Below are 25,115 nucleotides of genomic sequence, written 5' to 3'. Positions count from 1 at the left end.
TTCCATCATATCAATTTTTGGCGTCAAAGAGCAGAGTTCTAAGAATTATTCAGCAGCCTCCATGTCGGACGCAATCTCAGCGAGCGGGTGGCGCAAGAAATGCTCAAACAGCGTGTCCTTGATAACCTTCTGTTTGCCTGAGCGCGCAAGCGCCAGAACCTGCTGGCCGTCCTTCCAATCGATGGGGAGCCGCGTCCGTTTGACTTTTTCTGCCTCGAGCAACTGAACCGAATCTACGCTGAATGTGCCTGATGTCCACAGCTCGAACCGCCGGTCGGCCTCGCGAAGCGTTCGATGGCTTTGGAGATAAGCATTGAACGTCGGAATACGCCGCAGCCAGTCCTCGACCTCGTCGATTTCGACAACACCACCCGGCTGTTTGCCCTTGCATTCGACAAGCGTACAGGATGCTGACTGCTCTGTTATGGCGATGATGTCGATATCTCCGCGTTTACCAGTCTTTTCATCATACGCGCTTATGCCTATATCGATCGACACCGCAGAACGCCGCAGAAGATGCGCCGAGAGCAGGTGAAAGAGAATGCCGCGCAAATTGCCGGCCTTACCTTCGATCGAAGATAGTTCGTGAATGTATTCTTCAAGTCGCTCCGGATAGCCGGACACCATGGCGGCGGCATCATTGAGCGTCTTCACAAGACTACGAATTGACTGCGCAACGCGCCCGCCAAAGAGGTTCTCGTGTGTCGCCAGCACAACACCGGCTTTATGTCCTTCGGTCAGCGCTGCGGACGTGAATGATTCTGCCAGCAAAATTGGGAAAATGCCCGTACCATTCAGCGCAGCCTTCGACATCCGAGCCTTGCGAATGAAATATCGGATGTGGAACTCATTCAGCCGTCCATCGGCAAATACGTCAGCCACCAAGAAGCCCGGCTTTGAATCACCGTTGCGCAGCGGCATCAAATAACTGGGACCTGATAGGTCCCACACGAACGGGCCGACCTGCGGCTTTCGAGCATCGCCACGAATGGCGATTGAACTATAACTGGCGAGACCAATCTTGCGCGCCCATTCGCGAAGCGCATCGAGCAGAACGCCTTCGGAGAGCGAACGGGCAGTACGGTTCGCCGAGCCAACCGCATCAGCCCTAGCGGCCGTATAGCAGCTCTCTGGCAAATCAAATGCGGTGAGAAAACCGGCATCCACCAACTGGGACGCGACGCGGTCTGCAGAAATTTGTCCTTTCTGCGCAATCGGTGCTCCGCTGATAACAGAGAAGTCCTCCTTAAGAACTGTGCCACCCCGGGCAAGCACACCGTCGATAGCGGCACCGTAGACCGAGTTTGTCGCGCGCAGGTCGCGATGAAAATTCGTCCAGAATCGTTCAGTGTTGCGATCAGGAAGCCGGTAAAGAAAAGCTTCACGCTTGGGCAAAAGAGGGATGGGAAAACGGACGATAGGCTTCGACACTCGCGACAGGCGTTTTCGCGCCGCATCGGCATTGATGCCGAGCTGCTTCTGCAGATGCTCTGCTATAAGAGACGATCGGCTCGGGCCGTGGGTAGCTAGGATGGCCTTGATATCGTTCATGTCACACTGCTTAATTTATTAATAATACTACCTTCGCTAGCGAGGTTTTTCAACGTCGAGGAACAAATCAATAATATCAATGGCTTATGGATGACTATTTCGGGGGGTCGAAGTTTTGGTGTCACGGACTGGTTTTCTGCAGCGTGAGCCTATTGCCGAAGCAATCGACCCCAAACGTGCACGGCGGCTTTCGGAAAGCTCATTCCTAAACGACAAAATCGTATCACGATTTCGAAGATCGATTTTCCAGCTCTAGAACAACGAGCCCTGGTCTATCGGCTTCGATACGCGCTTGGCCGCCGGCTTGGAGGAGGGGGCCGAGGAGGGCTTCGAAGCTTCGGATCTCGTCGACCCGCCGCCATCGGCAGTGACGCCGACGCGGCCGTCGGCGAACTCGACGCTGAGCTGCGCGCCGGCATTCACCGCTGCCGCGGCGTGGACGGCGTGGCCGCCGGCGTCGCGCACCAACGCGAAGCCGCGCGCCAGCACGCCGCGATACGACAGAGCGGTGAGCAATTTGCCTGATTGGGTCACGCGCGCCTGCTGGCGATCGAGCAGGGTGGCCAGCGCACGCCGTGCGCGCTCGGCGAGCCGGAGCATCCGTTCGCGCTCGCGTGCGATCCGCATCCGCTGCGCCTGTTCGTTGGCGAGCTTCGAGGCCTGCAGCCGGATCGCCAACCCTTCGAAGCGGTCGCGGCGATGGCGCAGCGTCGCGCGGGTGCAATGGCGCAGCCGCTCGCCGGTGATGCCGAGCCGCTGCGCGCTGTGGCCGACCTGCGCGCGCAGCACATTCAGCGTGATGCCCGCCGCAGCCCGCGCATAGCGCCGATGATGCGCATGCGTGTTGGCGCGCAGGGCCCGCGGCAGCCCGGCCGATGCGCCGTCGAGCCGCTGCCGCGGGATCGCGAGCAGTTCGCTCGCCGCCGGCAGCGCGCGGGCGGCGGCGCGCAACTCGTTGCGGCGCGAGTCCTGGCCGCGGGTCCAGCACAGCATCATCCGCCGCGCGTAGCTCTGCACCTCGACGAACAATTCGGCGCGCACCGGCACGGCCATTTCGGCCGCGGCGGTCGGCGTCGGCGCGCGCTTGTCGGCGGCGAAATCGATCAGCGTCACGTCGGTCTCGTGGCCGACCGCGGAGATCAGCGGGATCATGCTCTCGGCCGCGGCGCGAACCACGATCTCCTCGTTGAAGGACCATAGATCCTCCAGCGAGCCGCCGCCGCGCGCGACGATCAGCAGATCCGGCCGCGGGATCGGGCCGCCCTCGGGCAGCGCGTTGAAGCCGTGGATCGCGGCGGCGACCTGCTCGGCCGAGCCTTCGCCCTGCACCTTGACCGGCCACACCAGCACGCGGCGCGGGAAGCGGTCCTCGAGCCGGTGCAGGATGTCGCGGATCACCGCGCCGGTGGGGGAGGTGACGACGCCGATCACTTCCGGCAGCCACGGCAAGAGCTGCTTGCGCGCCTCGTCGAACAGGCCTTCGGCGCCGAGCTTGCGCTTGCGCTCTTCCATCAGCGCCATCAGCGCGCCGATCCCGGCGGGCTCCAGCGCCTCGATCACGATCTGATATTTCGACGAGCCGGGATAGGTGGTGAGCTTGCCGGTGGCGATGACCTCGAGGCCCTCCTGCGGCTTGAACCGCATCCGCCCGGCGACGCCCTTCCAGATCACCGCCTCGATCTTGGCGCTCTCGTCCTTCAGCGCGAAATAGCAATGCCCCGACGAATGCGCGCCGCGAAAGCCGGAGATCTCGCCGCGCACGCGGACGTGCCCATAGGTGTCCTCCACCGTCCGCTTGAGCGCCTGCGACAGCTCGGAGACGGTGAATTCGGCGACATTGACGAGCGTGTCGGGAGCGAGCAGTCGGGCCATGCGATTCGCGAGTTGTTTGGGTTGCTGCGGAAAATAGGGACTTTCGCAGCCGACGCCAACCGGCCGGGCCACATTGTGCTGCCACAGCCACGCAGCCGGCGTGCCGTGCGCGCGCTGCGGCCGGTTTTCCTGCCCGGTTTACGACATATCCACATCCGGACCCAAGCCCTCGTTGCCCGGAACCCCCGCCGTGTTACACCTCGCGCACCATCCACGGGGCACGGTCAGGCTTGCGATGAACATCTTGTTGCTCGGTTCGGGCGGCCGCGAACACGCGCTGGCCTGGAAGATCGCGGCCTCGCCTCTGGTGACCAAGCTGTTTTGCGCGCCGGGCAATGCCGGGATCGCGCGCGAGGCGAGCTGCATCGCGCTCGACGTCACCGACCATCGCGCGGTGATCGAGTTCTGCAAGGCGAATGCGATCGAGCTGGTGGTGGTCGGGCCGGAGGCGCCGCTCGCGGCCGGCATCGTCGACGATCTCGCGGACGCCGGCATCAAGGCGTTCGGGCCGACCCGCAAGGCCGCGCAGCTCGAAGGCTCCAAGGGCTTCACAAAGGACCTGTGCAAGGCGCACGGCATTCCCACCGCCGCCTATGAGCGCTTCAGCTCGCCCGACGACGCCAAGGCCTATATCCGCGTCCAGGGCGCGCCGATCGTGGTCAAGGCCGACGGGCTCGCCGCCGGCAAGGGCGTCGTGGTGGCGATGACACTGGCCGAGGCGGAAGATGCGGTCGACATGATGTTCGGCGGCGGGCTCGGCGACGCCGGCGTCGAGGTCGTGGTCGAGGATTTCCTGGTCGGCGAGGAGGCGTCGTTCTTCGTGCTGTGCGACGGCGAGCACGCGCTGCCGCTCGCCACCGCGCAGGACCACAAGCGCGCCTTCGACGGCGACAAGGGGCCGAACACCGGCGGCATGGGCGCGTATTCGCCGGCGCCGGTGATGACCGACGCGATCTGCGCGCAGGCGATGGAGCGCATCATCAACCCGACGCTGAAGGCGATGAAGGCGATGGGCGCGCCGTTCAAGGGCGTGCTGTTCGCCGGTCTGATGATCACCGAGGACGGCCCGCAACTGATCGAATACAACGTCCGGTTCGGCGATCCGGAATGCCAGGTGCTGATGATGCGGATGATGTCCGACATCGTGCCGGCGCTGCTCGCCTGCTGCGACGGCCAGCTCGCGCATTTCAGCCTGCGCTGGATCGGCGAGCCGGCACTGACGGTGGTGATGGCCGCCAAGGGCTATCCCGGCGCCTACGAGAAGGGTACGCGGATCGCCGGGCTCGAACGCGCCGAGAAGATCCCGGGCGTGCAGATTTTCCATGCCGGCACCATGGCGTCGGGCGACTGGGTGCTCGCCAATGGCGGCCGCGTGCTCGCGGTCACCGCATCGGCGAACACGGTGGCCGAAGCGCAGCGCCGCGCCTACGAGGCGATCGGCGTGATCAACTGGCCCGAAGGCTTCTGCCGCCGCGACATCGGCTGGCAGGCGGTGGCGCGGGAACGGCGAGGGAAGTAACGACGTTGAAGCTTACGGTCGCTTTGCTCACCATTCGTCATGGCCGGGCTCGTCCCGGCCATCCACGTCTTTCTCGCGGCGTCTGCAGCAAGACGTGGATGCCCGGCACAAGGCCGGGCATGACGGGTGCTTAAACTGATCGTCGGTCACGCGCGAGGATGAACTGATGCCCGATCTCGCCGATTTGTTTCCGGGCTTCGGCTCGGAGTGGATCAACACCTCGTCCGGCCGCATCTTCGCCCGCACCGGCGGCGACGGGCCGCCGCTGTTGCTGCTGCACGGCTTCTCCGAAACCCATGTGATGTGGCACCGCGTTGCGCCGAAGCTCGCGGAGAAGTTCAAGCTGATCATCGCCGATCTGCCCGGATACGGCTGGTCCGACATGCCGGAGAGCGATGCCGAGCACACGCCCTACACCAAGCGGGCGATGGCGGAGCAACTGATCGAGGCGATGGAGCGGCTGGGCCATGTGCACTTTGCGCTCGCCGGGCACGATCGCGGCGGCCGCGTCAGCTATCGGCTGGCACTCGATCATCCCGGCCGGCTGAAGAAGCTGGCGGTGCTCGACATCCTGCCGACCTACGAGTACTGGATGCGGATGGACCGCGCCTACGCGCTGAAGATCTATCATTGGAGCTTCCTCGCCCAGCCCGCACCGCTGCCGGAGACGCTGATCGGCGCGAGTTCGGATTTCTATCTCAAGAACAAGCTCGCGAGCTGGGCGAAGACGAAGGACCTGTCCTGCTTCGATCCGCGCGCGATGGAGCACTATCTCGCGCCGTTCCGCGATCCGATGCGGCTGCACGCGATGTGCGAGGATTATCGCGCCGGTGCGCATGCCGACTTCGCGCACGACAAGGCGGACGTGGAGGCCGGCCGCAAGATCCCGGTGCCGATGCTGGCGCTGTGGGGCGACGCCGGCATTGCGCAATCCGCCGCGACGCCGCTCGACACCTGGAAAAACTGGGCGGACGACGTGCGAGGCGGCCCGGTCGATTCCGGCCACTTCCTCACCGAGGAAGCGCCGGAGCAGACCGCGCAGGCGCTGCTCGAATTCTTCACGGCTTAGGACGACGCCGGCGGTCGCGCCTTTCGGGTCGAGGCCGCTGCCGCAAAGCCGTTTGCCGGGCGGGGAATGGGCTTTGCACCAGCCTTCCCAGCGCCTAATGTCCGCGCGGCGCTTGCGCCACAAAAACCCATCGGGAGGAATATTCGTGATCTATGTCGTCGCCACTTTGACCGTGAAGCCTGAAATGCGTGCCGAACTGATTGCCGGAGCGAAGGACTGCATCGCCGAGACCCGCAAGGAGCCGGGCAACATCGCCTACGACATGCACGAGAGCGTCAGCGATCCGACCAAGATGGTGTTCGTCGAACAGTGGGAGAACGCCGAGGCGCTCGGCCCGCACGGCAAGGCCGAGCACTTCAAGGCGTTCGGCCGGATCGCCGCGAAGTGCCTGTCGGCGCCGCCGAAGATCGAGATCATCACGCCCGAAAAGGTCGACGTGAAGTAACAACAACAAGAAAAGGGAAACGCCATGATCTATGTCGTCGCCACCACGCAGGTGAAACCGGAGTCCCGCGAGGCCTTCATCGAGGGCGCCAAGGCCTGCATCGCCGAGACCCGCAAGGAGAAGGGCTGCATCGCCTATGACAGCCACACCAGCATCAATGACCCCAACATTTTCGTCGTGGTCGAGCGCTGGGAGAGCCGCGACGATCTCAACGCCCACGCCCGCGCCCCGCACATGAAGGCGTGGCGTGAACTATCCACCCCGCTGAAGGCCGCGCCGACGGTGATCGAGATCATCAGCGACGGCAAGGTCGAGAAACTGTAGCGCGCATCGCGCGCCCGGAACCGAACGAGAGCGAGCATGATCCGAGCCGGCAAAGTCCACGGGCAATATCACTGGAAGGAGCCTGCGGCCGACACCGTCGTGCTCGATTTCGACGACCGGCATCGCCGCCGCATGGCGATGACCGGCACCCGTGGGCTTGAATTCTTGCTCGATCTCGAGCACGCCACCGCGTTGCGCGGCGGCGACGCGCTGGTGCTCGACGACGGACGGCTGGTCGAAGTCGTCGCGGCGCCGGAGCCGCTGCTGGAAATCCGCGGCCGTGATCCGCAGCATCTGGTGCGGCTCGCCTGGCACCTCGGCAACCGCCATCTGCCGACCCAGATCATGGCCAAGGCGCTGCGCATCCGCCGCGATCACGTCATCGCCGATATGGTCACAGGGCTCGGCGGCAAGGCGGTCGAGATCGAGGCGCCGTTCGATCCCGAAGGCGGCGCCTATGCGCCGGCGCACGAAAGCGCGGGTCATCATGATCACGGCGGTCATGAGCATGGGCATCATGATCACGATCATCACGACCATGCCCATCATGATCACGGCAAGCATGATCACGGCAAGCATGATCACGGCCACGAGCATCACGTCCACGACGAGCATTGCGGCCACGATCACGGGCACGGCCATTCCCACAAGCATGACCACAAGTAATACGCCGGAGGCGGCCGCCGCCGAGCCGCTGTCGGCGGAGCAGGGCGCGTCGCTGTACCGGCTGATGACCTGGCTGTCGCCGGCGTTTCCGGTCGGCGCGTTCTCCTATTCCAGCGGCATCGAATGGGCGGTCGAGGCCGGCGATGTCACCGACGCGGCGTCGTTGCGCGACTGGCTTGGGGCGATGCTCGAACACGGCTCCGGCTTTTGCGACGGCGTGTTTCTCGCGCACGCTTATCGCGCGGTCGCGCACGGCGACGACGCTGCGCTGCGCGACGTCGCCGAACTCGCGGCTGCGTTCGTGACCTCGGCCGAGCGCCATCTCGAAACCACGGCGCAGGGCCGCGCCTTCATCGAGATCGTCCGCAACGCCTGGGCGAGCGACGGGCTTGCCCGCGCGGTGACTGCGTGCAACGGCGCGCTCGCTTATCCGGTCGCGGTCGGCCTCGTCAGCGCCGTGCACGGCGTGCCGCTCGCCGCGACGCTGCACGCGTTTCTCCATGCCGTGGTCTCGAACTGGATCTCCGCGGGTGCACGTCTGGTCCCGCTCGGCCAGACCGACAGCCAGCGCCTGCTGGCGGCGCTGGAGCCCGCCGTGATCGCCACCGGCGACCGCGCGCTCAATGCCTCGCTGGACGACCTCGGCAGCGCCACCTTCCGCGCCGACCTCGCCGGCCTGCGCCACGAGACGCAGTACACGCGGCTGTTCAGGTCGTAGTTGCGGCGACGTGGACCCGCGGCCATCCTTCGAGACGCCCTGCTTCGCCTCCAGGCGAAGCAGGGCTCCTCAGGATGAGGGCCGAGAAGGCGGAGAGGCCCGGTGGCAAGATGAGCGTGACGGAAGTGCGATACGAGCACAGCGCCTCATGGTGAGGAGCATCGCGAAGCGATGCGTCTCGAACCATGGCGGAGAGCGGCTCAGCCCACCATCCGGTCGCGGCCTTTCCAGAAGTCGGCGCGCAGCACTTTCTTGTCGATCTTGCCGACGCCGGTCATCGGCAGTTCGGTGACGAATTTGATCTGCTTCGGCGCGTGCGCGGAGCCCTTGCGGCTCTTCACCAGTTCGATCAATTCCTGCTCGTCCGGCTTGCTACCTGCGCGGGCGACGACGATCGCGGTGACGGCTTCGCCCCATTTGTCGTCGGGCACGCCGACGACGGCGACCATCGCGACGTCGCGATGCGTCGACAGCACGTCCTCGACCTCGCGCGGGAAGATGTTGAAGCCCCCGGATACGATCATGTCCTTCTTGCGGTCGAGGATGTACATGTAGCCGCGATCGTCGCGCCGGGCGATGTCGCCGGTGTGCAGCCAGCCGTTCTTCAGCGTCTCGGCGGTCTGCTCCGGGCGCTTCCAGTATTCCGCCATCACATGCGGGGCGCGCACGCAGATTTCGCCGGACTCGCCGGTCGCGACCTCCTGATCGTTCTCGTCGAGGATCCGCGCGTCGCAGGCGGCGATCGGAAAGCCGCAGGACAGGAACAGCTCCGGGTCCTTCGGATCGTGATCGGCCTTGCGCAGCACCGAGATCGGATAGCACTCGGTCTGGCCGTAGAGCTGCGAGAACACCGGGCCGATCCGTTCGATGCCTTCGACCAGCCGCGTCGGCGACATCGGCGAGGCGCCGTACAGCACGAGGTCGAGCGAACTCAGATCGGTGGTCGCCAGCTTCGGATGGTCGAGCAGCACGTAGATCATCGTCGGCACGAACAGCGTGAAGTTGATCTTCTCGCGCGCGATCGTGGCGAGCACCGCTTCCGGATCGAACCCTTTCAGCATGTGCACGGTGCCGCCGCGCATCAGCGCAGGCAGCACCTTGGTGCCCGCGACGTGGCTGATTGGTGCCACCGTGAGATAGCGCGGGTCGGCGGGGATTTCGAAGTCTGCGAGGATCGCCGCGGCGAAGCCGGCGTTCTCGCGATGCCGGCGCAGAGCGCCCTTCGATTTGCCGGTGGTGCCGCCGGTGTAGTTCAGCACCGCGACGTCGTCGATCCGCGCGAAATCGCGCGGCGTGGCGGCGCCGGCCTTGTCCATCGCGACCAGCAAATCGAGGCCGTAATCGGCGCGGCCCAGCGTGAACACATGGCGCAGGCCGGTCGCTCGCGCCGCGAGCTCGCCGCCGCGCTGCAGGAAGGCGGCGGCGTCGATCACCAGGATCGCCGCCTCGGAATCCTCGATCTGGTCGAGCTGGTCCTGCAGCGATCCGAGCGGATGCAGCCAGGTGACCGCGAAGCGGGACAATTGCGCGGCGACGCCCGCGCACCAGCTCTCGGCGCGATTGGCGGTGAGCAGCGCGACGCGCGTGCCGGGCTGCGCGCCGAGCGCCATGAACACTTTCTGGATGCTGCCGATCGTGTCGACGGCGCCGCGATAGCTCATGCTGCCGCTCGGCCACGCGAACGCGATGCGCGACGGATAGCGCGACAGCGCACGCAGCGTCTGCGTGCCGGCGGTGGGGAAGGCGTAGAGGGCGTCGGTCATGGGCGTTCTCCCGGATCTTTGTCATCGGCCATTGCGCGTGCCAATGTTAGGCGACGAACCTAGCACGCCGCTGCGCGGAAGATGCAAACAGAGCAGGAGGAATTGCCGTGGAATTATCCGATCGTCTCGTCCGTTTTCGAGGCCGGCTCGAACTGCCGCTGATCGCGGCGCCGATGTTTCTGGTATCCGGCGTCGATCTGGTCGCCTCCGCATGCAGCAACGGCGTGATCGGATCGTTTCCGACGGTGAATTGCCGTAGTACGGAACAACTCGAGGGCTGGATCGGGACGATCGCCCAGCGGCTCGCGGCGCATGAAGACGCAACAGGCCGTCGCGCGGCGCCATGGTGTCCGAACCTGATCGTGCACCGCTCCAATGCGCGGCTCGCCGACGACCTCGCGGTGCTGCTGATGCACAAGCCCGAAATCGTGATCGCCAGCGTTGGCTCGCCGCAGCCCGTGATCGGGCCGTTGCATGATGTCGGCGCGATGGTGCTGGCCGACGTCGCCAGCATCCGCCATGCCGAACGCGCGGCGGCGGCGGGCGCGGACGGGCTGGTGCTGCTCACCGCAGGCGCGGGCGGGCAGACCGGGTGGCTCAATCCGTTCGCTTTCGTCCGTGCCGTGCGTCAGTTCTTCGACGGCGTCATCGTGCTGGCCGGCGGAATCAGCGACGGCGTCGCGCTGCGCGCGGCGATGACGCTCGGCTGCGACCTCGGCTACATGGGCACCAAATTCATCGCGACGCAGGAGAGCGCGGCCGATCCGCGCTACAAGGCGATGCTGGTGGATTCCTCGGCCGACGACATCCTGCTGACCAAAGCCTTCACCGGCCTGCAGACCAGCATGCTGCGGCCGTCGATCGTCGCCGCCGGGCTCGATCCGGACGCGCTGCCCGAGCGCGGCGCGATCGATATCGGCAAGGACATCGACGTCGGCGCGCGCGAGAACCGGCCGCAGCGCTGGCGCGATATCTGGAGCGCGGGGCATTCGACCTCGGGCGTCGGCGGCATCGTGCCGGTCGCCGAGCTGATCGCGCAGACGGCGCAGGAATTCCGCAGTGCAGGATAAGCGTGCCCTGACGCCAGTCGACGGCAGTGCTGCGCCATGGCATATCTGTCGGACAACAAGAATAATCGGGGAGACCACGCCATGAAGAGCTTTCGCGTTTCGGGCTTCGGCCAGCCGCTCAGCGAAGAGAACCGGCCGACGCCGGAATTGACCGGCACGCAGGTGCTGCTCCGCGTCAAGGCTGCCGGCATTTGCCACAGCGATCTGCATATCTGGGAAGGCGGCTACGAACTCGGCCACGGCCGCAAGAAACTGTCGCTGGCCGATCGCGGCGTGGCGCTGCCGCTGACGATGGGGCACGAGACCGTCGGCGAGATCGTCGCGGCCGGGCCGGACGCCAAGGACGCCAAGATCGGCGACGTCGTGCTGGTGTATCCGTGGATCGGCTGCGGGGAATGCGCGGTCTGCCGCGCCGGCGACGAGAACATGTGTCTGAAGCCGAGGTTTCTCGGCGTGTATTGCGACGGCGGCTATTCCGACGAACTGATCGTGCCGCATCCGCGCTATCTGCTCAGCCTCGATGGGCTCGATCCGGTGACCGCGGCGCCGTATGCGTGTTCGGGTGTCACCACCTACAGCGCGCTGAAGAAACTCGAATTCGCGTTCGACGGCCCGATCGTGATGTTCGGCGCCGGCGGCCTCGGCCTGATGGCGCTGTCGCTGCTGAAGGCGATGGGCGGCAAGGGCGCCATCATGGTCGATATCGACGCCAAGAAGCGTGAGGCGGCGGAGCAGGCCGGCGCGATGGCGACGGTCGACGGCGCGGCGCCCGATGCGCTGGAGCAGATCGCCGCGAAGGCCGGCGCGCCGGTGCGCGGTGCGCTCGATCTGGTCGGCAATTCGCAGACCGCGCAGCTCGGCTTCGATTGCCTCACCAAGGGCGGCAAGCTGGTGATCGTCGGCCTGTTCGGCGGCGGTGCGCCGTGGGCGCTACCGTTCATCCCGATGCGGGCGATCACGATCCAGGGTTCGTATGTCGGAAATCTGCGCGAGACCCAGGAACTGCTCGATCTGGTGCGCGCCAACAAGATCGCGCCGATTCCGGTGACGCCGCTGCCGCTGCCGAAAGCCAACCAGGCACTGCTCGATCTGCAGCAGGGCAAACTGGTCGGGCGCGCGGTGCTGACGCCGTAATCAGTCCGGCGCGCGCGCCGCCAGCCGTTCGGCCTCGGCGAGGTCTTCCGGCGTGTTGGCGTTGAAGAACGGATCGAACGGATCCGCCTGCCATTCCACGATCGCGCGCGGGTAGCGCGCGGTGAAGCGGTCGACCTTGCGGATGTCGTCCGCGAGCAGCGCACGGCGCAGGTCGAGGCGCAGACCGACGGGCCACAGAGCGATCACGGAATGAGAGCGGTCGGCCGACGCCGCGACCGCGATGTCGGCCTGCTGATCGATCCGCGCCTGATGCAGCCGCGCGACCAGATCGCGCGGCAGGAACGGGCAATCGGCCGGCGCGCTCAGCATCCATCGGGCCGTCGGCCGGTGTTCGGCGATCCAGTCCAGTCCGGCGAGCACGCCGGCGAGCGGACCGCGAAAGCCATCGACCGGATCGGCGATGATCGGCAGCTCGTAGTCCGCGAAACGCGCCGGATCGCCGTTGGCGCTGAGCGCCAGCGTATCGCATTGCGGCGCGAGACGCTCGATCACGAGCGCCAGCAGACTCCGGCCGCCGATGGTGCGCAGCGCCTTGTCGCCGCCGCCCATCCGCTGCGCGAGGCCGCCGGCGAGAATGATTGCAGGTGTGGCGGGATGGTCGGCCATCGAGCGTTTCCAGCATTCAGGGCGCATCACCGTGGTACAGGCGGCGGCGCGCATTCGCAATAAGGCGAACGGCTGAACGATTGACGCAGGCGCTGCGCTTCGCCATCGTCCGCGGCCATGGCGACAATCAAACTCGATCTGACCGGGCTGAAATGCCCGATGCCGGTGTTGAAGACGCGCAAGGCGCTGACGACGCTGAAGTGCGGCGACCGGCTGGAAGTGCATTGCACCGATCCGATGTCGCTGATCGACATCCCGGTGCTGATCCAGCAGACCGGCGACCGGATCGACAGCACGACGCGCAGCGAAGCGGCGATCGTGTTCGTCATCGAGAAGGCCGATGCGGCGGATCGCGCCGAGGGCTGAACACCGCCGGGAACTAATTATCGTCCGGATCGATTGATTTCCCTGTTGCAATGGGAGGTAGGCATGGCCCGGAAATATTCGAAGAAGGCGTCGGCCAAGGTCGCGCGCGCGATGAAGAAGCGCAAGTCCGGCACGCTCAAGAGCGGCGGCTCCGGCAAGACGGTGAAGAGCCGCAAACAGGCGATCGCCATCGGCCTGTCGGAAGCGCGCGCCGAAGGCAAGAAGGTGCCGAGCAAGAAGAGCGCGAAGAAGGCGGGGGCGAAGAAGACGGCTAAGAAGTCGACGACGAAGAAGACGGCCAAGAAGACGGCCAAGAAGACGACCAAGAAGACGGCGAAGAAGACGGCCAAGAAATCGTCGGCGAAAAAGACGTCGCGCAAGTCGTCAGCGGGCCGCAAGCGCAAGGCGTCGAAGAAGAGCTGAGGTCTGTAAAGGGGCTCCGTTCACAAATGTCCTCGCATTCGTCATTCCGGGGCGCTCGCGCAAGCGAGCGAACCCGGAATCCATAAGCCCAGTGCGCTGATCAAGGCAGAGCGTCGAAACGGTTCTACCCTCCACGTATGCTAGGGGATATGGATTCCGGGTTCGCGCTGCGCGCGCCCCGGAATGACGGATGAGAGGTGAAGCAGGCGGCGGGCGCTGTAGCGATGTCCAATACCTCACGCCGGCTAGTTGTTGGCTCTCGCCTGCTTTCTCTTGTCTGCTTTCTCTGCCGCCTTCAGCCTCAGCTCGCCTTGCGCGCCCGTGCCGCCGAACGGTGGGCCTTCTTGGCGGCGCGGCCGCCGCTGCGCGCGGAGGGGGGGCGGCGCTGCGCCGGCTTGCCGCCTTTGTTGCCTTTCAGGCTTTGCTTCAGCGCGTCCATCAGACTGACGACGTTGTCGGATTTCTCTTCCGGCTCGGGGATCTTGATCGACTTGCCGGCGGCCTTGCGCTTGACCAGCGCCTTCAGCGCGGTCTCGTAATCGTCCTTGAATTTCGACGGGTCGAAATGCGCTGCCTTGGTGTCGAGGATGTGCCCGGCGAGTTCGACCATGTCCTTCGAGATCTTCGGGCTCTTGATGTCGTCGAAATAATCATCGGCGTCGCGCAGCTCGTAGGGATAGCGCAGCGTGGTGCCGAGCAGCCCCTTGCCGAGCGGCTCGATCGCGATCACGTGCTCGCGGTTGGTCAGCACGATCCGCGCCAGCGCGACGCGGCCCTTGTCCTTCATCGCGTCGCGGATCACCGCGAAGGCCTCGACCCCGGCCTTGCCTTCCGGCGCGATGTAGTACGGGTGGTCGAGATAGCGCTTGTCGATCTCTTCGGCCGGCACGAAGCTGTCGATCTCGATGGTGTGGCTGCTCTCGATCTGCACGGCTTCGAGCTCCTCCTTCTCGATCTGCACATACTTGCCTTTGCGGACTTCGTAGCCGCGGCCCTTCTGGTCTTTTTCGACGACTTCGCCGGTGTCCTCGTCGATCATCTGCTGCTTCAGCCGATTGCCGGTTTCGGTGTTGATCATGTGGAAGCGGGTCTTCTCGACGCTGGTCGAGGCTGGATACAGCGCCACCGGGCAGGTCACCAGCGACAGTTTCAGCGAGCCCTTCCAGTAGGCGCGGCGCGGGGCCATGATGCTCTCCGAAGGCGATATGATAGATACGCGGCGAGGACCGGACGGCGGCGTCCGATCGGGAACTTCAACCCTGCGGTGGGGTTTTGGTTCCGGTGCTGAGGTTGCCTGGGCGCCATTGCGGAGACGATGAATGGCGGTGAACAAGACGCTTTCCCTGTACCGCAACAAGCGCGACTTCGCGCAGACCGCCGAGCCTCGCGGCGACGCCGCGGTCGCGCCCTCGAAACGGCGGCGGTTCGTGATCCAGAAGCACGACGCGACGCGGCTGCATTACGACCTCCGGCTCGAATATGACGGCGTGTTCAAGTCGTGGGCGGTGACGCGCGGCCCGTCGCTCGATCCGCACGACAAGCGGCTCGCTGTCGAGGTCGAGGATCATCCGCTCGATTACGGCGATTTCGAAGGCACCATTCCCGAGGGGCAATACGGCGGCGGCACGGTGCAGCTCTGGGATCGTGGCTATTGGGATTGCGACGATCCCGAGCGCGGCTTCAAGAAGGGTGATCTCAAATTCACGCTCGATGGCGAGCGACTGCATGGAAGCTGGGTGCTGGTGCGGATGCGCCACGACCGCAATGGCGGCAAGCGCACCAACTGGCTGCTGATCAAGCATCGCGACGACGACGCGCGCGAGGGCAAGGCCAACGACATTCTGGACGAAGACCGCTCGGTGGCGTCGGGGCGGCCGATGAAGCAGATCGCCGAGGGCAAGGGCCGTGCGCCGAAGCCGTTCATGACCGGCAAGACCGGCAAGGTGAAGGCCGACGCAGTGTGGGATTCGAACGAGGGACTGGCTGCGGACGCGCGAACGGCGAATGGTTCGGGCAAGCCAGCGGCGTCGGCGGCCAAGACGAAACAGGCTGCTGCAAAAACCACCAAATCAGCAAGGACGAAGCCGGCGAAGGCCGCGCGCAAAGCGCCGAAGGCCGTCACGATGCCGGATTTCGTACCACCGCAGTTGTGTACCTCGGTGGAGCGCCCGCCCGGCAGTGACGGCTGGGGTCACGAGATCAAGTTCGACGGCTACCGCATGCAGCTCCGCGTCGAAGACGGCGAGGCGACGCTGCGAACGCGCAAGGGGCTGGACTGGACCGCGAAATTTCGGGCGATCGCCGACGAGGCCGCCGGGTTGCCCGACGCGATCATCGATACCGAGATCGTCGCGCTCGATCATCACGGCCACCCGGATTTCGCCGCACTGCAGGCGGCGCTATCGGACGGCGACAGCGACAGACTGATCTGCTTTGCGTTCGACCTGCTCTATGCCGACGGCGAGGATTTGCGGGCTCTGCCGCTGTCCGAGCGCAAGCAGCGCCTCCAGGATCTGCTCAAGTCCGCGCGCGGCCGGCGCAAGGAAGGCCTGATCCGCTATGTCGAGCATTTCGAGACCGGCGGCGACGCGATCCTGCAATCCGCCTGCAAGCTGTCGCTGGAAGGCATCGTCTCCAAGAAGCTCGACGCGCCGTATCGCTCCGGCCGCAGCGACAACTGGACCAAGGCGAAGTGCCGCGCCGGGCACGAGGTGGTGATCGGCGGCTGGAAGACCACCGCCGGAAAATTCCGCTCGCTGATGGTCGGCGTGCACCGCGACGATCATCTCGCCTACGTCGGTCTGGTCGGGACCGGATTCGGCCAGGACGTGGTGAAGCGTATCCTGTCCGAGTTGAAGGCGCACGAATCGAAGGAGAGTCCGTTCGCCGGCAACAACGCGCCGCGCAAGACCAGCGACGTGCATTGGGTGACGCCCGAGTTGGTCGCCGAGATCGAATTCGCCGGCTTCACAGGCGCCGGCATGGTGCGGCAGGCAGCGTTCAAGGGACTGCGCGCGGACAAGCCTGCCGAGGAGGTCGAGGCCGAGGAGCCGACGACGGTCGCGATCACGAATCCGAAGCCGAAGGGCAGGGCGAAGACGTCAGCAAAGGCGGCGCCGACGGCGCGGAAAGCGCCAAAGGCCGCGCCTGCAAGGGCCGCCGGCCGCGCCGAGGTGATGGGCGTCGTGATCTCCAAGCCCGACAAGCAACTATGGCCCGCGAGTGAGATCGGCGATGCCGTCACCAAGCTCGACCTCGCGCATTACTACGAGGCGGTCGGCGACTGGCTGATCGCACATATCAAGGGGCGGCCATGCTCGATCGTGCGGGCGCCGGATGGCATCGACGGCGAGCTTTTCTTCCAGCGCCATGCGATGCCGGGCATGTCCAACCTGATCGACCTCGCGAAAGTGTCGGGCGACCGCAAACCCTATGTCCAGATCGATCGCGTCGAGGCGCTGATCGCGGTGGCACAGATCGGCGGCCTCGAACTGCATCCATGGAATTGCGCGCCGGGCGCCTATGAGGTTCCCGGCCGGCTGGTGTTCGATCTCGACCCCGCCCCGAACGTCGGCTTCGACGAGGTGATCGTGGCGGCGCGCGAGATGAAGGAACGGCTGGAGGCGATCGGGCTTGCGACGTTCTGCAAGACCACCGGCGGCAAGGGATTGCACGTCGTCGTCCCGCTGACGCCGAAGGACGATGTCGACTGGAAGCAGGCCAAGACCTTCGCCCAGACGGTATGCGCCCAAATGGCCGACGACAGTCCGGAGCGCTATCTGCTGAACATGTCGAAGCAGCAGCGCAAGGGAAAGATCTTCCTCGACTATCTGCGCAACGACCGTATGTCGACGGCGGTTGCGCCGCTGTCACCCCGGGCGCGCGCGGGAGCCACTGTGTCGATGCCGGTGACCTGGAGTCAGGTCAAAGCCGGCCTCGATCCGAAGCGGTTCACGCTGGCGACGGTGCCAGGTCTGCTTCGCAAGACCAAGGCGTGGGCGGACTACGACAAATCAGCGGCCCCGCTGAGGGCGGCGCTCGAGGCGCTCGCATCCAGCGGGGCTTGAGATCGCGTAAAGTGGGATCAGATCTTGCCGAGCAGGAGCAGGATCACCAGAATGATGATGATCAGGCCGAGGCCGCCGCCGCCATAATAGCCGGTGCCGTAGAACGGTCCGCCGCCGATGCCGCTGAAACCGCCCAGCAGGGCAATGATCAGAATGATCAGGATGATTGTGCCGATAGACATCTCGCTCTCCTTGTCGCGACGGGTCGCCCGAATGCTCCGCCTCTGTCAGAGCGGAAACACGCGGCGAGAGTGAAGGTTCCATAGGTTGAACCGGCCGCATGCTCTGTTATTTCCGGTGGAGCGCCCTAAATAACGACCGACGCAACGCCCCGATGACGGAAGGAAGTACTGATGTCAGCTCCGCTTGTCATATCGATACCTCATCGGCTGGGACGGGACGAAGCCGCGCGCCGTCTAAAGAGCGGATTGGGCCAGGCGGCGATCAGCGTGCCTGTGCTGACGCTCGACGAGGAGATCTGGCAGGGCGACCGCATGATTTTCAGAGTGCGCGCGCTGGGCCAGGTCGCGGCCGGCCACGTCGATATCGCCGACGATCACGTCCTGCTGGAAGTGCGACTACCATGGCTGCTGCAGAAGTTCGGCGACGTCGCGCAGCAGGCGATTCGCAAGCGCGGTCATCTGCTGCTGGAAAAGAAGAAGTAGCGCGTATCGCGGCATCGCGACAGGAATGCGTGCTGCTACGCAGCAAGTCAGTCGTCGAATCTATTGCATCTGCGTCTTAAGGTTCGCGTAACCGCTGGCTGAAATCATCTGGAAGCGGAGGAGGGAACCGATGACGAATCGGCACGAGATCCGCCAAGCCGCCCGGCGCGAGATCCCGGGCGGCTTCGCTCTGTAATCTCCCTGCGACCGCGATCAGGCGCCTGTCCTTCGGCGTGGCCGAGCCGAGCCGGCGAGATTGCTCAGGCGCGCCTGACGGACCGCGACCGGCAGATTGGGAAACAGCTCGGAGAGCTTCACGTCGCTTCCGGTCGTGCCTTCGACGGTGAATCCGGAAACATCCAATGTGGCGTCGAACGCGTCGCCGCGCGGCCATTGCCGGCCGTTGTCCGACAGCGGCGCGAAGTTCTTTCCGACCACCACGATCACGGCCTCTGCGCCGCGGGTGCGGGCGAAAGCGATCGCATGGTCGCGATGGGGGCCGGAGACGTCGAGCGGCCGATAGTCGCCGTCGGTGAACACGCTGCGGAGTTCGTTGCGGATCGCGAGAAGCCGCCGCGTCCACGCCAGCTTGACGCGGCCGTCGCGCCAGTTCCGCAGGAGCGCATCCCAGTCCGGCTCGGCGAGCGCGGCAAGCGCATTCTCGCGGGCGGCAAAATCGACCGGGCGGCGATTGTCGGGATCGACCAGTGAGAAGTCCCAGAATTCGGTGCCCTGATAGAAGTCCGGCACCCCGGGCATCGTCGTCTTGAGAGTGATCTGGCTCAGCGAATTCAACGCGCCGATCACGGAGACGCGCTCCGAAAGATTCTGAAGCGACTCCAGAAAGGCGCCGGACTGCGCCGGGTCGAGAAGCCGGTCGATGAAAATGCGGATGCCCTCCTCGTAAGCGAGGTTGGGGTTGATCCAGTTGGTCTCCTGCTTGCCCTCGCGCGCCGCTTTCAGCGCGTAGCCCTGAATCCGGTCGGTGAAGTCCGGGTCGGGTTCGAGCGGCCAGGCGCCCACCAGGCCCTGATACAGCATGTATTCGAACGTCGCGGACGGCGCCCGCATCGCGCCGTCGGTCACCAGATGGGCTGCGTTCAGAAGCTTCCATTTGGCGACCAGGCTCGCCCATTCGCCCGGCATCTCCGCCAGCGCCAGCAGCCGCGTTCGCGCGTCTTCGCCGCGCTTGGCGTCGTGGGTCATGGTCGAGGTCATGCCGTGCGGCCAGTCCTGCGCCCGCTGCGTCATCAACTGATGGAAGGCATCGGGCGCCAGCGCGTGCGCGGCGGGTTCGCCGCCGACCTCGTTGAGCGCGAGCAGGCGATGGTATCGATAGAACGCAGTATCCTCGAGCGACTTCGCCATGGTCGGCCCGGTGAACTGCTGGACCTTGAGCGCGAAGCGGCGGACCCGCGGCTTGCTGTGCGCGGCCCGGCGCTTCAGCAGGTCCATCGTCAGCGCGTCCTGCAGGAAGTCGAAAATGCCATCGTCGGCGCCGAACCAGTCGGCGCGCGCCTTCTCGATGGTCTGGGCGATCAGTTCGCGATCGGGCCCGTTCGGGCCGGAGCCGCTGATATAGGTGCGATACACCGGGAAGTGCAGCACGTAGAGTTCGAACACCTGGCGCAGATTGTCGGCTGAGAAGTCGCGCGTCGAATAGTGCCCGCTGGCGATCCGGGCCAGCAGGCGCGTCAGCACGGTGAATTCGCTGAGCAGTAGTGTCTCCAGCACGCGGCGCTTGGCGCGCATCAGCACCGGCGGGAAATCCGGCGAGGTGTTGCTCACCTGCCGCCAGACCTCGTCGAGCGGCTGCAGCCCGGCGCCGTGGACCAGTGCCTGGGTGATCACATTGAGCCATTCGTAGCCGGTGGTGCCGTGGACGCCGGCGAAGCGCCGCAACGGCTCGCCGTCGCCGAGGATCTTCTCGATCACCATGTAGAGCGGTGCGGCTGCGGGGCCCTGCGCCTCGCGGGTGAGGCGGCGCAGCCGCTGGAAATATTGCGCGGGGTCGCGCAGACCGTCGATGTGGTCGAGCCGCAGGCCCTGCAATTGGCCGTTTGCGATCAGCCGCTTGACCAGCGTGTGGATTGCCTCGAACGTGCCGGCGTCCTCGACGCGCAGGCCGGCGAGGGTGTTGACGTCGAAGAAGCGGCGATAGTTGATCTCGCTCGCGGCGAGCTGCCAATGGCCGAGCTTGTAGTGCTGGCGTTCGAGCAGATTGTGCAGCGCCTGGATCTGCGTATTGCGGCCTTCGCCTGTGCGATAGGCGGCGAGGCCCTTGTCGATCAGCTCGGCGCTGCCCGGAATAGCCTTCAGCGCCGCCTTGAAGTCCGGCGCTTCCTTGCGATCCGGGTGGCGCAATCCGCGATAGCGCGCGGCGAGCTCGAGGATCGCCTTGCCGGCAGGATGATCGGCGGCATCGGCCTCGCGCACGATCGTGCGCAGGATCTCGCTGTAGCGTTGCGGCGCGATCGGCAGCCGGTGCTCGAAGTACCAGGCCGAGAAGTTGCCTTCGCCGGCATCGTAGCGCAGCTCGATCTCGCCGCTCTCCAGCGCCTTGCCGTAGGACGTTCCGATGATCGGCAGCAACACGCCGCCGCGGTTGCGGAACGGCAGCATCTCCCAGTCGATGTCGAACGAGGCGGCATGCGGCGACGCCGGGCCCCATTCGAGAACGTCCAGCCACCATGGATTGTCGGCGAAGTGCACGCCGACATGGTTGGGGACGAAATCGAGGATCAGGCCGATATCGTTGCTCTTCAGCGCTTCGGACAGTCGCGCGAACGCCTCTTCGCCGCCGAGCTCGGGGTTGAGCCTGGTGTGATCGACGATGTCGTAGCCGTGGGTCGATCCGCGACGCGCCTTGGTGAAGGGCGACGCATAGAGATGCGAAATCCCGAGTTCTTTGAGATATGGCACGATCGCGGCCGCATCGTCGAAGCCGAAGGCGGCGGTGAACTGGATACGGTAGGTCGCAGTCGGGATCGCGGGAGGCATCAGGACTCTTCGAGGCGCCAGGTCACCGCCCACGGCGGAATCATCCCGTTCCAATCGTCGCCCCACAAATTAGTTCCATCGGGCGTTGCCTTGAAGGCGACGTCGTGGTCCGACAGATTGGCGACGAGCTTCAGGGTGGCGCCGTCTCCGAGCCGCCAGCGGGCGCGGAGCAGGCCGTCGTCGGCGATCTCGGCGTTGCCGAAGCGGGCGCCGGGCAGGCGCGGCACGATGCTGTTGCGCCGGATGTCGAGCAGCCGCTTCACCAGCGCCAGCCGCGCTGCGCCGCGGCCGCCGTCACGTTCGCTCCAGTCGATGACCGCGCTCTTGAAAGTCGATTCGTCGAGCGGATCGGGGACCTCGTCGCCGTATTTCTCGTAAGCGCCGGCGAATTCCTTGCGCCGACCCCGGCGGACCGCATCGGCGAGTTCGCCGTGGAAATCACAGAAGAACGGAAACGGCGCCTGCGAACCCCATTCCTCGCCCATGAACAACATCGGAATCGTCGGCGCCAGCAGCGTGATCGCGAGCGCGGCTTCCACCGCCTTCGGCTTCGTCAGGCTTTCCAGCCTGTCGCCGAGCGCGCGATTGCCGATCTGATCGTGGTTCTGCAGGAAATTGACGAAGCCGAGCGGCGGCAGCTTGTCGCTCGGTTCGCCACGCGGCTGGCCGCCGCGATGCTCCGACGGCTCTCCCTGATAGACGAAGCCCGAGCCGAGCGCGCGGGCGATGGCGTTCAGCGGCGATTCGGCATAGTCGGAATAGTACCCCTGCTTCTCGCCGGTCAGGGCGACGTGCCAGGCGTGGTGATAGTCGTCGTTCCATTGCGCGCGATACTGTCCGCGCGGGGGATCGACGACAGGATCGAGCACGGCGGCGATATTGTCGTCGTTCTCGAGCACCAGATGGATGTGGCGGCCGGTTTCCGCGGCGAGCTTTCCGACTTCCCGGCTCAGCTCGTAAAGCATCGGAATCTCGCCCTGGTCCGGGATGGCGTGCACGGCGTCGAGGCGCAACCCGTCGAAATGATATTCGCGCAGCCAGTACACGGCGTTCTCGATCGCGAAAGCCCGGACCTGCTCGACGTAGTAATTGATCCCGTTGCCCCACGGCGTGTGCGAATCCGAGAAGAACGGCGGCGCGTATTGGCCGATGTAGTTTCCTTCGGGGCCGAAATGATTGTAGACGACGTCGAGGAACATCATCAGGCCGCGCTCGTGCGCCGCGTCGATCAGCGCCTTGAGATCCTCCGGCCGGCCATAGGCGCTGTCGGGCGCGTACCACAGCACGCCGTCATAGCCCCAATTGCGTCGCCCGGGAAAATCCGCCAGCGGCATCAGCTCCAGCGCGGTCACGCCGGTGTCGACCAGATGATCGAGCCGGTCGATCATCGCCCGGAACGTCCCCTGCGGCGTGAAGCTGCCGACATGCGCTTCCAGCAGCACCGTCTCGTGCCACGGCCGACCACGCCATTCGGCGGCGCGCCAAGGATAGGCGGAATGATCGATCACTTCGCTCGGGCCCTGAATATCCTCGGGCTGGAAGGCCGATGCGGGATCGGGAACGTCGGTCGCGTCGTCGATGCGGAAGCGATAGCGCGTGCCGCCCCGCGCACCTTCGATCTCGACCTTGAACCAGCCGTCCTTGTCCCGCTGCATCGCATGGGGGCGATCGAGCACGACGTCGACGCGATCGGCGTTCGGCGCCCACAGCCGGAACTCGACGCCACGCGCGGTCAGCCGGGGTCCGAAGCCGCGTCCCATCATGCACAGGCTCCGGAAAACGCCAACACGGAGCGCGGCGGAGCGGACGTCTCGCTGCCCGTCGGCAGCGGCGCGACCTGGACGGAGTCCTTGGTGGTGTCGAATAGCTGATGCCAGTTTTGATATTCGGACAGCTTCGGCAAGTGAAACTTGATCGTCTCGACGCCCGAGTTGAGCACGATGAAGATCGCGTCGGCGTCGGGCTCCATGGGGCTCAGCACGTAAGCGAGAAACCGCCCGTCGGGAAACGCCCAATCCTGCTCCGTCATTTCGGTGGCGGAGGGCGTCAGCCACAACACACCATAGGACCCGTCGGCGCGTCGGCCGTCGACCCATCGACGCGAGCGAATCTGCGGAAAGCGGCGGCGGATCTCGCTCATCAGCCCGACGAATTCGACCATGTCGTCTTCGCGATTGAGGCCGTCCCAGCCGACCCAGCCGATCTCGTTGTCCTGGCAATAGGCGTTGTTGTTGCCGTTCTGCGAGTTTCCGACTTCGTCGCCGGCGAGCATCAGCGGGACGCCCTGGGCGAGAAACAGGCAGGCGAGCTGGTTCTTGCGGAGCTGGCGGCGCAGCGCGACGATCTTCGGATCGTCGGTCGGGCCTTCGTGGCCGCAATTGTTGCTGAGATTGTCGTTGGAGCCGTCGCGATTGTCCTCGCCGTTGGCGAGGTTGTGCTTGTCGTTGTAGCTGAACAGATCCGCGAGCGTGAAACCGTCGTGGACGGTCACGTGGTTGACGCTGGCGCGCGGCATCCGGCTGTCGTGATTGAAGATGTCGGACGAGCCCGTCATCCGCCGCGAGACTTCGCCGATCAGGCTGCCTTCGCCGCTCCAGTAGCGCCGCATCGCGCTGCGATAGCGGTCGTTCCATTCCGACCATTGCGACGGGAACGCGCCGACCTGATAGCCGCCCATGCCGAGATCCCATGGCTCGGCGATCAGTTTCACCGAGGCGAGCACGGGGTCCTGACGGAGCGCGGTGAAGAACCCGGAATTGCGTTCGTAGCCGTTCGGGCCACGCGCCAACGTGGTGGCGAGGTCGAAGCGGAAGCCGTCGACGTGGCAGACCTCGACCCAGTAGCGCAAGCTGTCCATCACCATCTGCAGCACGCGCGGATGATTGAGATTGACCGAGCTGCCGCAGCCGGTGAAGTCGTCGTAGAAGCGTGGATTGTCCGGCATCAGCCAGTAATACGAGGCGTTGTCGATGCCGCGAAACGACAGCGTCGGGCCGAGGTGATTGCCCTCGGCGGTGTGGTTGTAGACGACGTCGAGGATCACTTCGATGCCGGCGTCGTGCAGCCGCGCCACGGTGGTGCGGAACGCGTCGAGCGGATTGTCCGGCGCGTAGCGCGGCTCCGGCGCGAAAAACGAGATCGTATTGTAGCCCCAGTAGTTCACCAGCTTCTTCTCGACCAGCACGCGGTCATCGATAAGCGCGTGAACCGGCAAAAGTTCGATCGCGGTGACGCCGAGACGTTTGAAATGGTCGATCATCGCCGGCGCAGCGAGGCCGCCGAAGGTGCCGCGCAGGCCGGGCGGGACGTCCTCGCGCAGTTGCGTCAGTCCTTTGACGTGGGCTTCGTAGATGATGGTGTCTTCCCACGGGATGCCGGGGCGGTTCTCGTGGCGCGAGAAGCCGCCGGTCTCGTCGACCACCACCGCCTTCGGCATGCCGCGGGCGTTGTCTCGGCGGTCGAACGACAGATCTTCGCGCGGGCTGCCGGCGCGATAGGCGAAGTGTGCGTCGCTCCAAACCAGCCGACCGAACAGCCGCTTGGCGTAGGGATCGAGCAGCAGCTTGTGCGCATTGAAACGATGGCCCCCCTCGGGATCGTAGGGGCCGTAGACCCGGTAGCCGTAGAGTTGGCCGGGCGAAACGTCGTTGAGATAGCCGTGCCAGACGTCCTCGGTGCGCTCGGGAAGTTCGATCCGCTCCAGTTCGCGACGGCCCTGGCTGTCGAACAGGCACAGCTCGACCTTGTGGGCGTTGGCGGAGAACAAGGCGAAATTGGTGCCGCGGCCGTCCCAGGTGGCCCCGAGGCGCGAGCAGCTTCCGGCAGTGAGGCGCATG

21 protein-coding genes are annotated in these 25,115 nt (G+C 65.4%); 12 read left to right on the top strand and 9 right to left on the bottom strand.

From position 1 onward, the window contains the following. Nucleotides 1-45: 45 nt before the first annotated feature. On the bottom strand, nt 46-1,551 hold the full coding sequence (locus SR870_RS10380) for a hypothetical protein (RefSeq protein WP_322517882.1): 1,506 nt from the start codon (nt 1,549-1,551) through the stop codon (nt 46-48). Between the two features lie 252 nt (nt 1,552-1,803). Beyond that, nucleotides 1,804-3,423, bottom strand: a complete 1,620-nt coding sequence (gene xseA, locus SR870_RS10375; RefSeq protein ID WP_322517881.1) for an exodeoxyribonuclease VII large subunit — start codon at nt 3,421-3,423, stop codon at nt 1,804-1,806. A gap of 235 nt (nt 3,424-3,658) precedes the next feature. Here xseA and purD point away from each other — a divergent pair, with 235 nt between their 5' ends. From purD to SR870_RS10345, 6 genes are all read left to right on the top strand, one after another. Continuing rightward, nucleotides 3,659-4,942, top strand: coding sequence for a phosphoribosylamine--glycine ligase (gene purD, locus SR870_RS10370; protein WP_322517880.1), 1,284 nt, complete (start codon nt 3,659-3,661; stop codon nt 4,940-4,942). A gap of 166 nt (nt 4,943-5,108) precedes the next feature. Beyond that, a complete protein-coding gene (locus SR870_RS10365; protein WP_322517879.1) occupies nt 5,109-6,011 on the top strand; it encodes an alpha/beta hydrolase in 903 nt (300 codons plus the stop codon). A gap of 145 nt (nt 6,012-6,156) precedes the next feature. Continuing rightward, nucleotides 6,157-6,456, top strand: coding sequence for a putative quinol monooxygenase (locus tag SR870_RS10360; RefSeq protein ID WP_011440761.1), 300 nt, complete (start codon nt 6,157-6,159; stop codon nt 6,454-6,456). 24 nt (nt 6,457-6,480) lie between these two features. After that, a complete protein-coding gene (locus tag SR870_RS10355; protein WP_322517878.1) occupies nt 6,481-6,780 on the top strand; it encodes a putative quinol monooxygenase in 300 nt (99 codons plus the stop codon). 36 nt (nt 6,781-6,816) lie between these two features. Beyond that, complete coding sequence (locus tag SR870_RS10350) at nt 6,817-7,446, top strand: urease accessory protein UreE (protein WP_322517877.1); 630 nt, start codon at nt 6,817-6,819, stop codon at nt 7,444-7,446. After that, nucleotides 7,433-8,164 (top strand): urease accessory protein UreF, encoded by a 732-nt coding sequence (locus SR870_RS10345; protein ID WP_322517876.1) that lies wholly within the window; start codon nt 7,433-7,435, stop codon nt 8,162-8,164. The genes SR870_RS10350 and SR870_RS10345 overlap by 14 nt, the downstream gene beginning before the upstream one ends. A gap of 200 nt (nt 8,165-8,364) precedes the next feature. On the opposite strand, the gene SR870_RS10340 is transcribed toward SR870_RS10345, so the two are convergent. Beyond that, nucleotides 8,365-9,927 (bottom strand): AMP-binding protein, encoded by a 1,563-nt coding sequence (locus SR870_RS10340; RefSeq protein WP_322517875.1) that lies wholly within the window; start codon nt 9,925-9,927, stop codon nt 8,365-8,367. 107 nt (nt 9,928-10,034) lie between these two features. On the opposite strand from SR870_RS10340, the gene SR870_RS10335 reads away from it, so the two are divergent. Then, nucleotides 10,035-10,997 (top strand): nitronate monooxygenase, encoded by a 963-nt coding sequence (locus SR870_RS10335; protein ID WP_322517874.1) that lies wholly within the window; start codon nt 10,035-10,037, stop codon nt 10,995-10,997. Between the two features lie 81 nt (nt 10,998-11,078). Next, nucleotides 11,079-12,131, top strand: coding sequence for an alcohol dehydrogenase (locus SR870_RS10330; RefSeq protein WP_322517873.1), 1,053 nt, complete (start codon nt 11,079-11,081; stop codon nt 12,129-12,131). Here SR870_RS10330 and mobA read toward each other — a convergent pair whose 3' ends face one another. Next, nucleotides 12,132-12,758, bottom strand: coding sequence for a molybdenum cofactor guanylyltransferase MobA (gene mobA / locus SR870_RS10325; protein ID WP_322517872.1), 627 nt, complete (start codon nt 12,756-12,758; stop codon nt 12,132-12,134). 117 nt (nt 12,759-12,875) lie between these two features. Here mobA and SR870_RS10320 point away from each other — a divergent pair, with 117 nt between their 5' ends. Both SR870_RS10320 and SR870_RS10315 read left to right on the top strand, forming a co-directional pair. After that, the gene (locus SR870_RS10320; RefSeq protein ID WP_322517871.1) at nt 12,876-13,124 is read left to right on the top strand and encodes a sulfurtransferase TusA family protein; all 249 of its coding nucleotides are present in this window, start codon (nt 12,876-12,878) and stop codon (nt 13,122-13,124) included. A gap of 63 nt (nt 13,125-13,187) precedes the next feature. Then, entirely contained in the window at nt 13,188-13,547 is a 360-nt protein-coding gene (locus SR870_RS10315; RefSeq protein ID WP_322517870.1) for a DUF6496 domain-containing protein, read from the top strand. A gap of 301 nt (nt 13,548-13,848) precedes the next feature. Here the strand turns inward: SR870_RS10315 and SR870_RS10310 are convergent, their stop codons facing one another. Further along, nucleotides 13,849-14,733 carry a Ku protein gene (locus tag SR870_RS10310; protein ID WP_322517869.1) on the bottom strand — a complete coding sequence of 295 codons (885 nt, stop codon included), beginning with the start codon at nt 14,731-14,733 and terminating at the stop codon, nt 13,849-13,851. A 133-nt stretch (nt 14,734-14,866) separates the two neighbouring features. On the opposite strand from SR870_RS10310, the gene ligD reads away from it, so the two are divergent. Further along, on the top strand, nt 14,867-17,614 hold the full coding sequence (gene ligD / locus SR870_RS10305; protein WP_322517868.1) for a DNA ligase D: 2,748 nt from the start codon (nt 14,867-14,869) through the stop codon (nt 17,612-17,614). 17 nt (nt 17,615-17,631) lie between these two features. Here ligD and SR870_RS10300 read toward each other — a convergent pair whose 3' ends face one another. Next, nucleotides 17,632-17,796: a DUF3309 family protein gene (locus SR870_RS10300; protein ID WP_011440773.1), complete on the bottom strand. Its 165-nt coding sequence runs from the start codon at nt 17,794-17,796 to the stop codon at nt 17,632-17,634. Between the two features lie 171 nt (nt 17,797-17,967). On the opposite strand from SR870_RS10300, the gene SR870_RS10295 reads away from it, so the two are divergent. Then, nucleotides 17,968-18,279, top strand: coding sequence for a polyhydroxyalkanoic acid system family protein (locus SR870_RS10295; RefSeq protein WP_322517867.1), 312 nt, complete (start codon nt 17,968-17,970; stop codon nt 18,277-18,279). A gap of 213 nt (nt 18,280-18,492) precedes the next feature. On the opposite strand, the gene treY is transcribed toward SR870_RS10295, so the two are convergent. The 3 genes from treY to glgX are packed head-to-tail and all read right to left on the bottom strand — an operon-like array spanning nt 18,493 to nt 25,114. Beyond that, nucleotides 18,493-21,279, bottom strand: a complete 2,787-nt coding sequence (treY, locus tag SR870_RS10290) for a malto-oligosyltrehalose synthase (RefSeq protein WP_322517866.1) — start codon at nt 21,277-21,279, stop codon at nt 18,493-18,495. Continuing rightward, nucleotides 21,279-23,042, bottom strand: coding sequence for a malto-oligosyltrehalose trehalohydrolase (treZ, locus tag SR870_RS10285; RefSeq protein ID WP_322517865.1), 1,764 nt, complete (start codon nt 23,040-23,042; stop codon nt 21,279-21,281). The genes treY and treZ overlap by 1 nt, the downstream gene beginning before the upstream one ends. Further along, a complete protein-coding gene (gene glgX, locus SR870_RS10280) occupies nt 23,039-25,114 on the bottom strand; it encodes a glycogen debranching protein GlgX (RefSeq protein ID WP_322517864.1) in 2,076 nt (691 codons plus the stop codon). Before glgX ends, treZ begins: the two co-directional genes overlap by 4 nt. Between the last annotated feature and the right edge of the window lies 1 nt (nt 25,115).

The organism is Rhodopseudomonas palustris (assembly GCF_034479375.1).
GTDB lineage: Bacteria > Pseudomonadota > Alphaproteobacteria > Rhizobiales > Xanthobacteraceae > Rhodopseudomonas > Rhodopseudomonas palustris_M.
This window is presented reverse-complemented; position numbering and strand designations above follow the sequence as displayed.

Coding starts and splice junctions, on each gene's coding strand:
- SR870_RS10365 (WP_322517879.1), top strand. CDS start 5,109: ATGCCCGATCTCGCCGATTTGTTTCCGGGCTTCGGCTCGGAGTGGATC.
- treZ (WP_322517865.1), bottom strand. CDS start 23,042: ATGATGGGACGCGGCTTCGGACCCCGGCTGACCGCGCGTGGCGTCGAG.
- SR870_RS10340 (WP_322517875.1), bottom strand. CDS start 9,927: ATGACCGACGCCCTCTACGCCTTCCCCACCGCCGGCACGCAGACGCTG.
- SR870_RS10345 (WP_322517876.1), top strand. CDS start 7,433: ATGACCACAAGTAATACGCCGGAGGCGGCCGCCGCCGAGCCGCTGTCG.
- SR870_RS10350 (WP_322517877.1), top strand. CDS start 6,817: ATGATCCGAGCCGGCAAAGTCCACGGGCAATATCACTGGAAGGAGCCT.
- SR870_RS10315 (WP_322517870.1), top strand. CDS start 13,188: ATGGCCCGGAAATATTCGAAGAAGGCGTCGGCCAAGGTCGCGCGCGCG.
- SR870_RS10300 (WP_011440773.1), bottom strand. CDS start 17,796: ATGTCTATCGGCACAATCATCCTGATCATTCTGATCATTGCCCTGCTG.
- SR870_RS10295 (WP_322517867.1), top strand. CDS start 17,968: ATGTCAGCTCCGCTTGTCATATCGATACCTCATCGGCTGGGACGGGAC.
- ligD (WP_322517868.1), top strand. CDS start 14,867: ATGGCGGTGAACAAGACGCTTTCCCTGTACCGCAACAAGCGCGACTTC.
- mobA (WP_322517872.1), bottom strand. CDS start 12,758: ATGGCCGACCATCCCGCCACACCTGCAATCATTCTCGCCGGCGGCCTC.
- xseA (WP_322517881.1), bottom strand. CDS start 3,423: ATGGCCCGACTGCTCGCTCCCGACACGCTCGTCAATGTCGCCGAATTC.
- purD (WP_322517880.1), top strand. CDS start 3,659: ATGAACATCTTGTTGCTCGGTTCGGGCGGCCGCGAACACGCGCTGGCC.
- SR870_RS10320 (WP_322517871.1), top strand. CDS start 12,876: ATGGCGACAATCAAACTCGATCTGACCGGGCTGAAATGCCCGATGCCG.
- SR870_RS10330 (WP_322517873.1), top strand. CDS start 11,079: ATGAAGAGCTTTCGCGTTTCGGGCTTCGGCCAGCCGCTCAGCGAAGAG.
- SR870_RS10310 (WP_322517869.1), bottom strand. CDS start 14,733: ATGGCCCCGCGCCGCGCCTACTGGAAGGGCTCGCTGAAACTGTCGCTG.
- SR870_RS10355 (WP_322517878.1), top strand. CDS start 6,481: ATGATCTATGTCGTCGCCACCACGCAGGTGAAACCGGAGTCCCGCGAG.
- glgX (WP_322517864.1), bottom strand. CDS start 25,114: ATGCGCCTCACTGCCGGAAGCTGCTCGCGCCTCGGGGCCACCTGGGAC.
- SR870_RS10380 (WP_322517882.1), bottom strand. CDS start 1,551: ATGAACGATATCAAGGCCATCCTAGCTACCCACGGCCCGAGCCGATCG.
- treY (WP_322517866.1), bottom strand. CDS start 21,279: ATGCCTCCCGCGATCCCGACTGCGACCTACCGTATCCAGTTCACCGCC.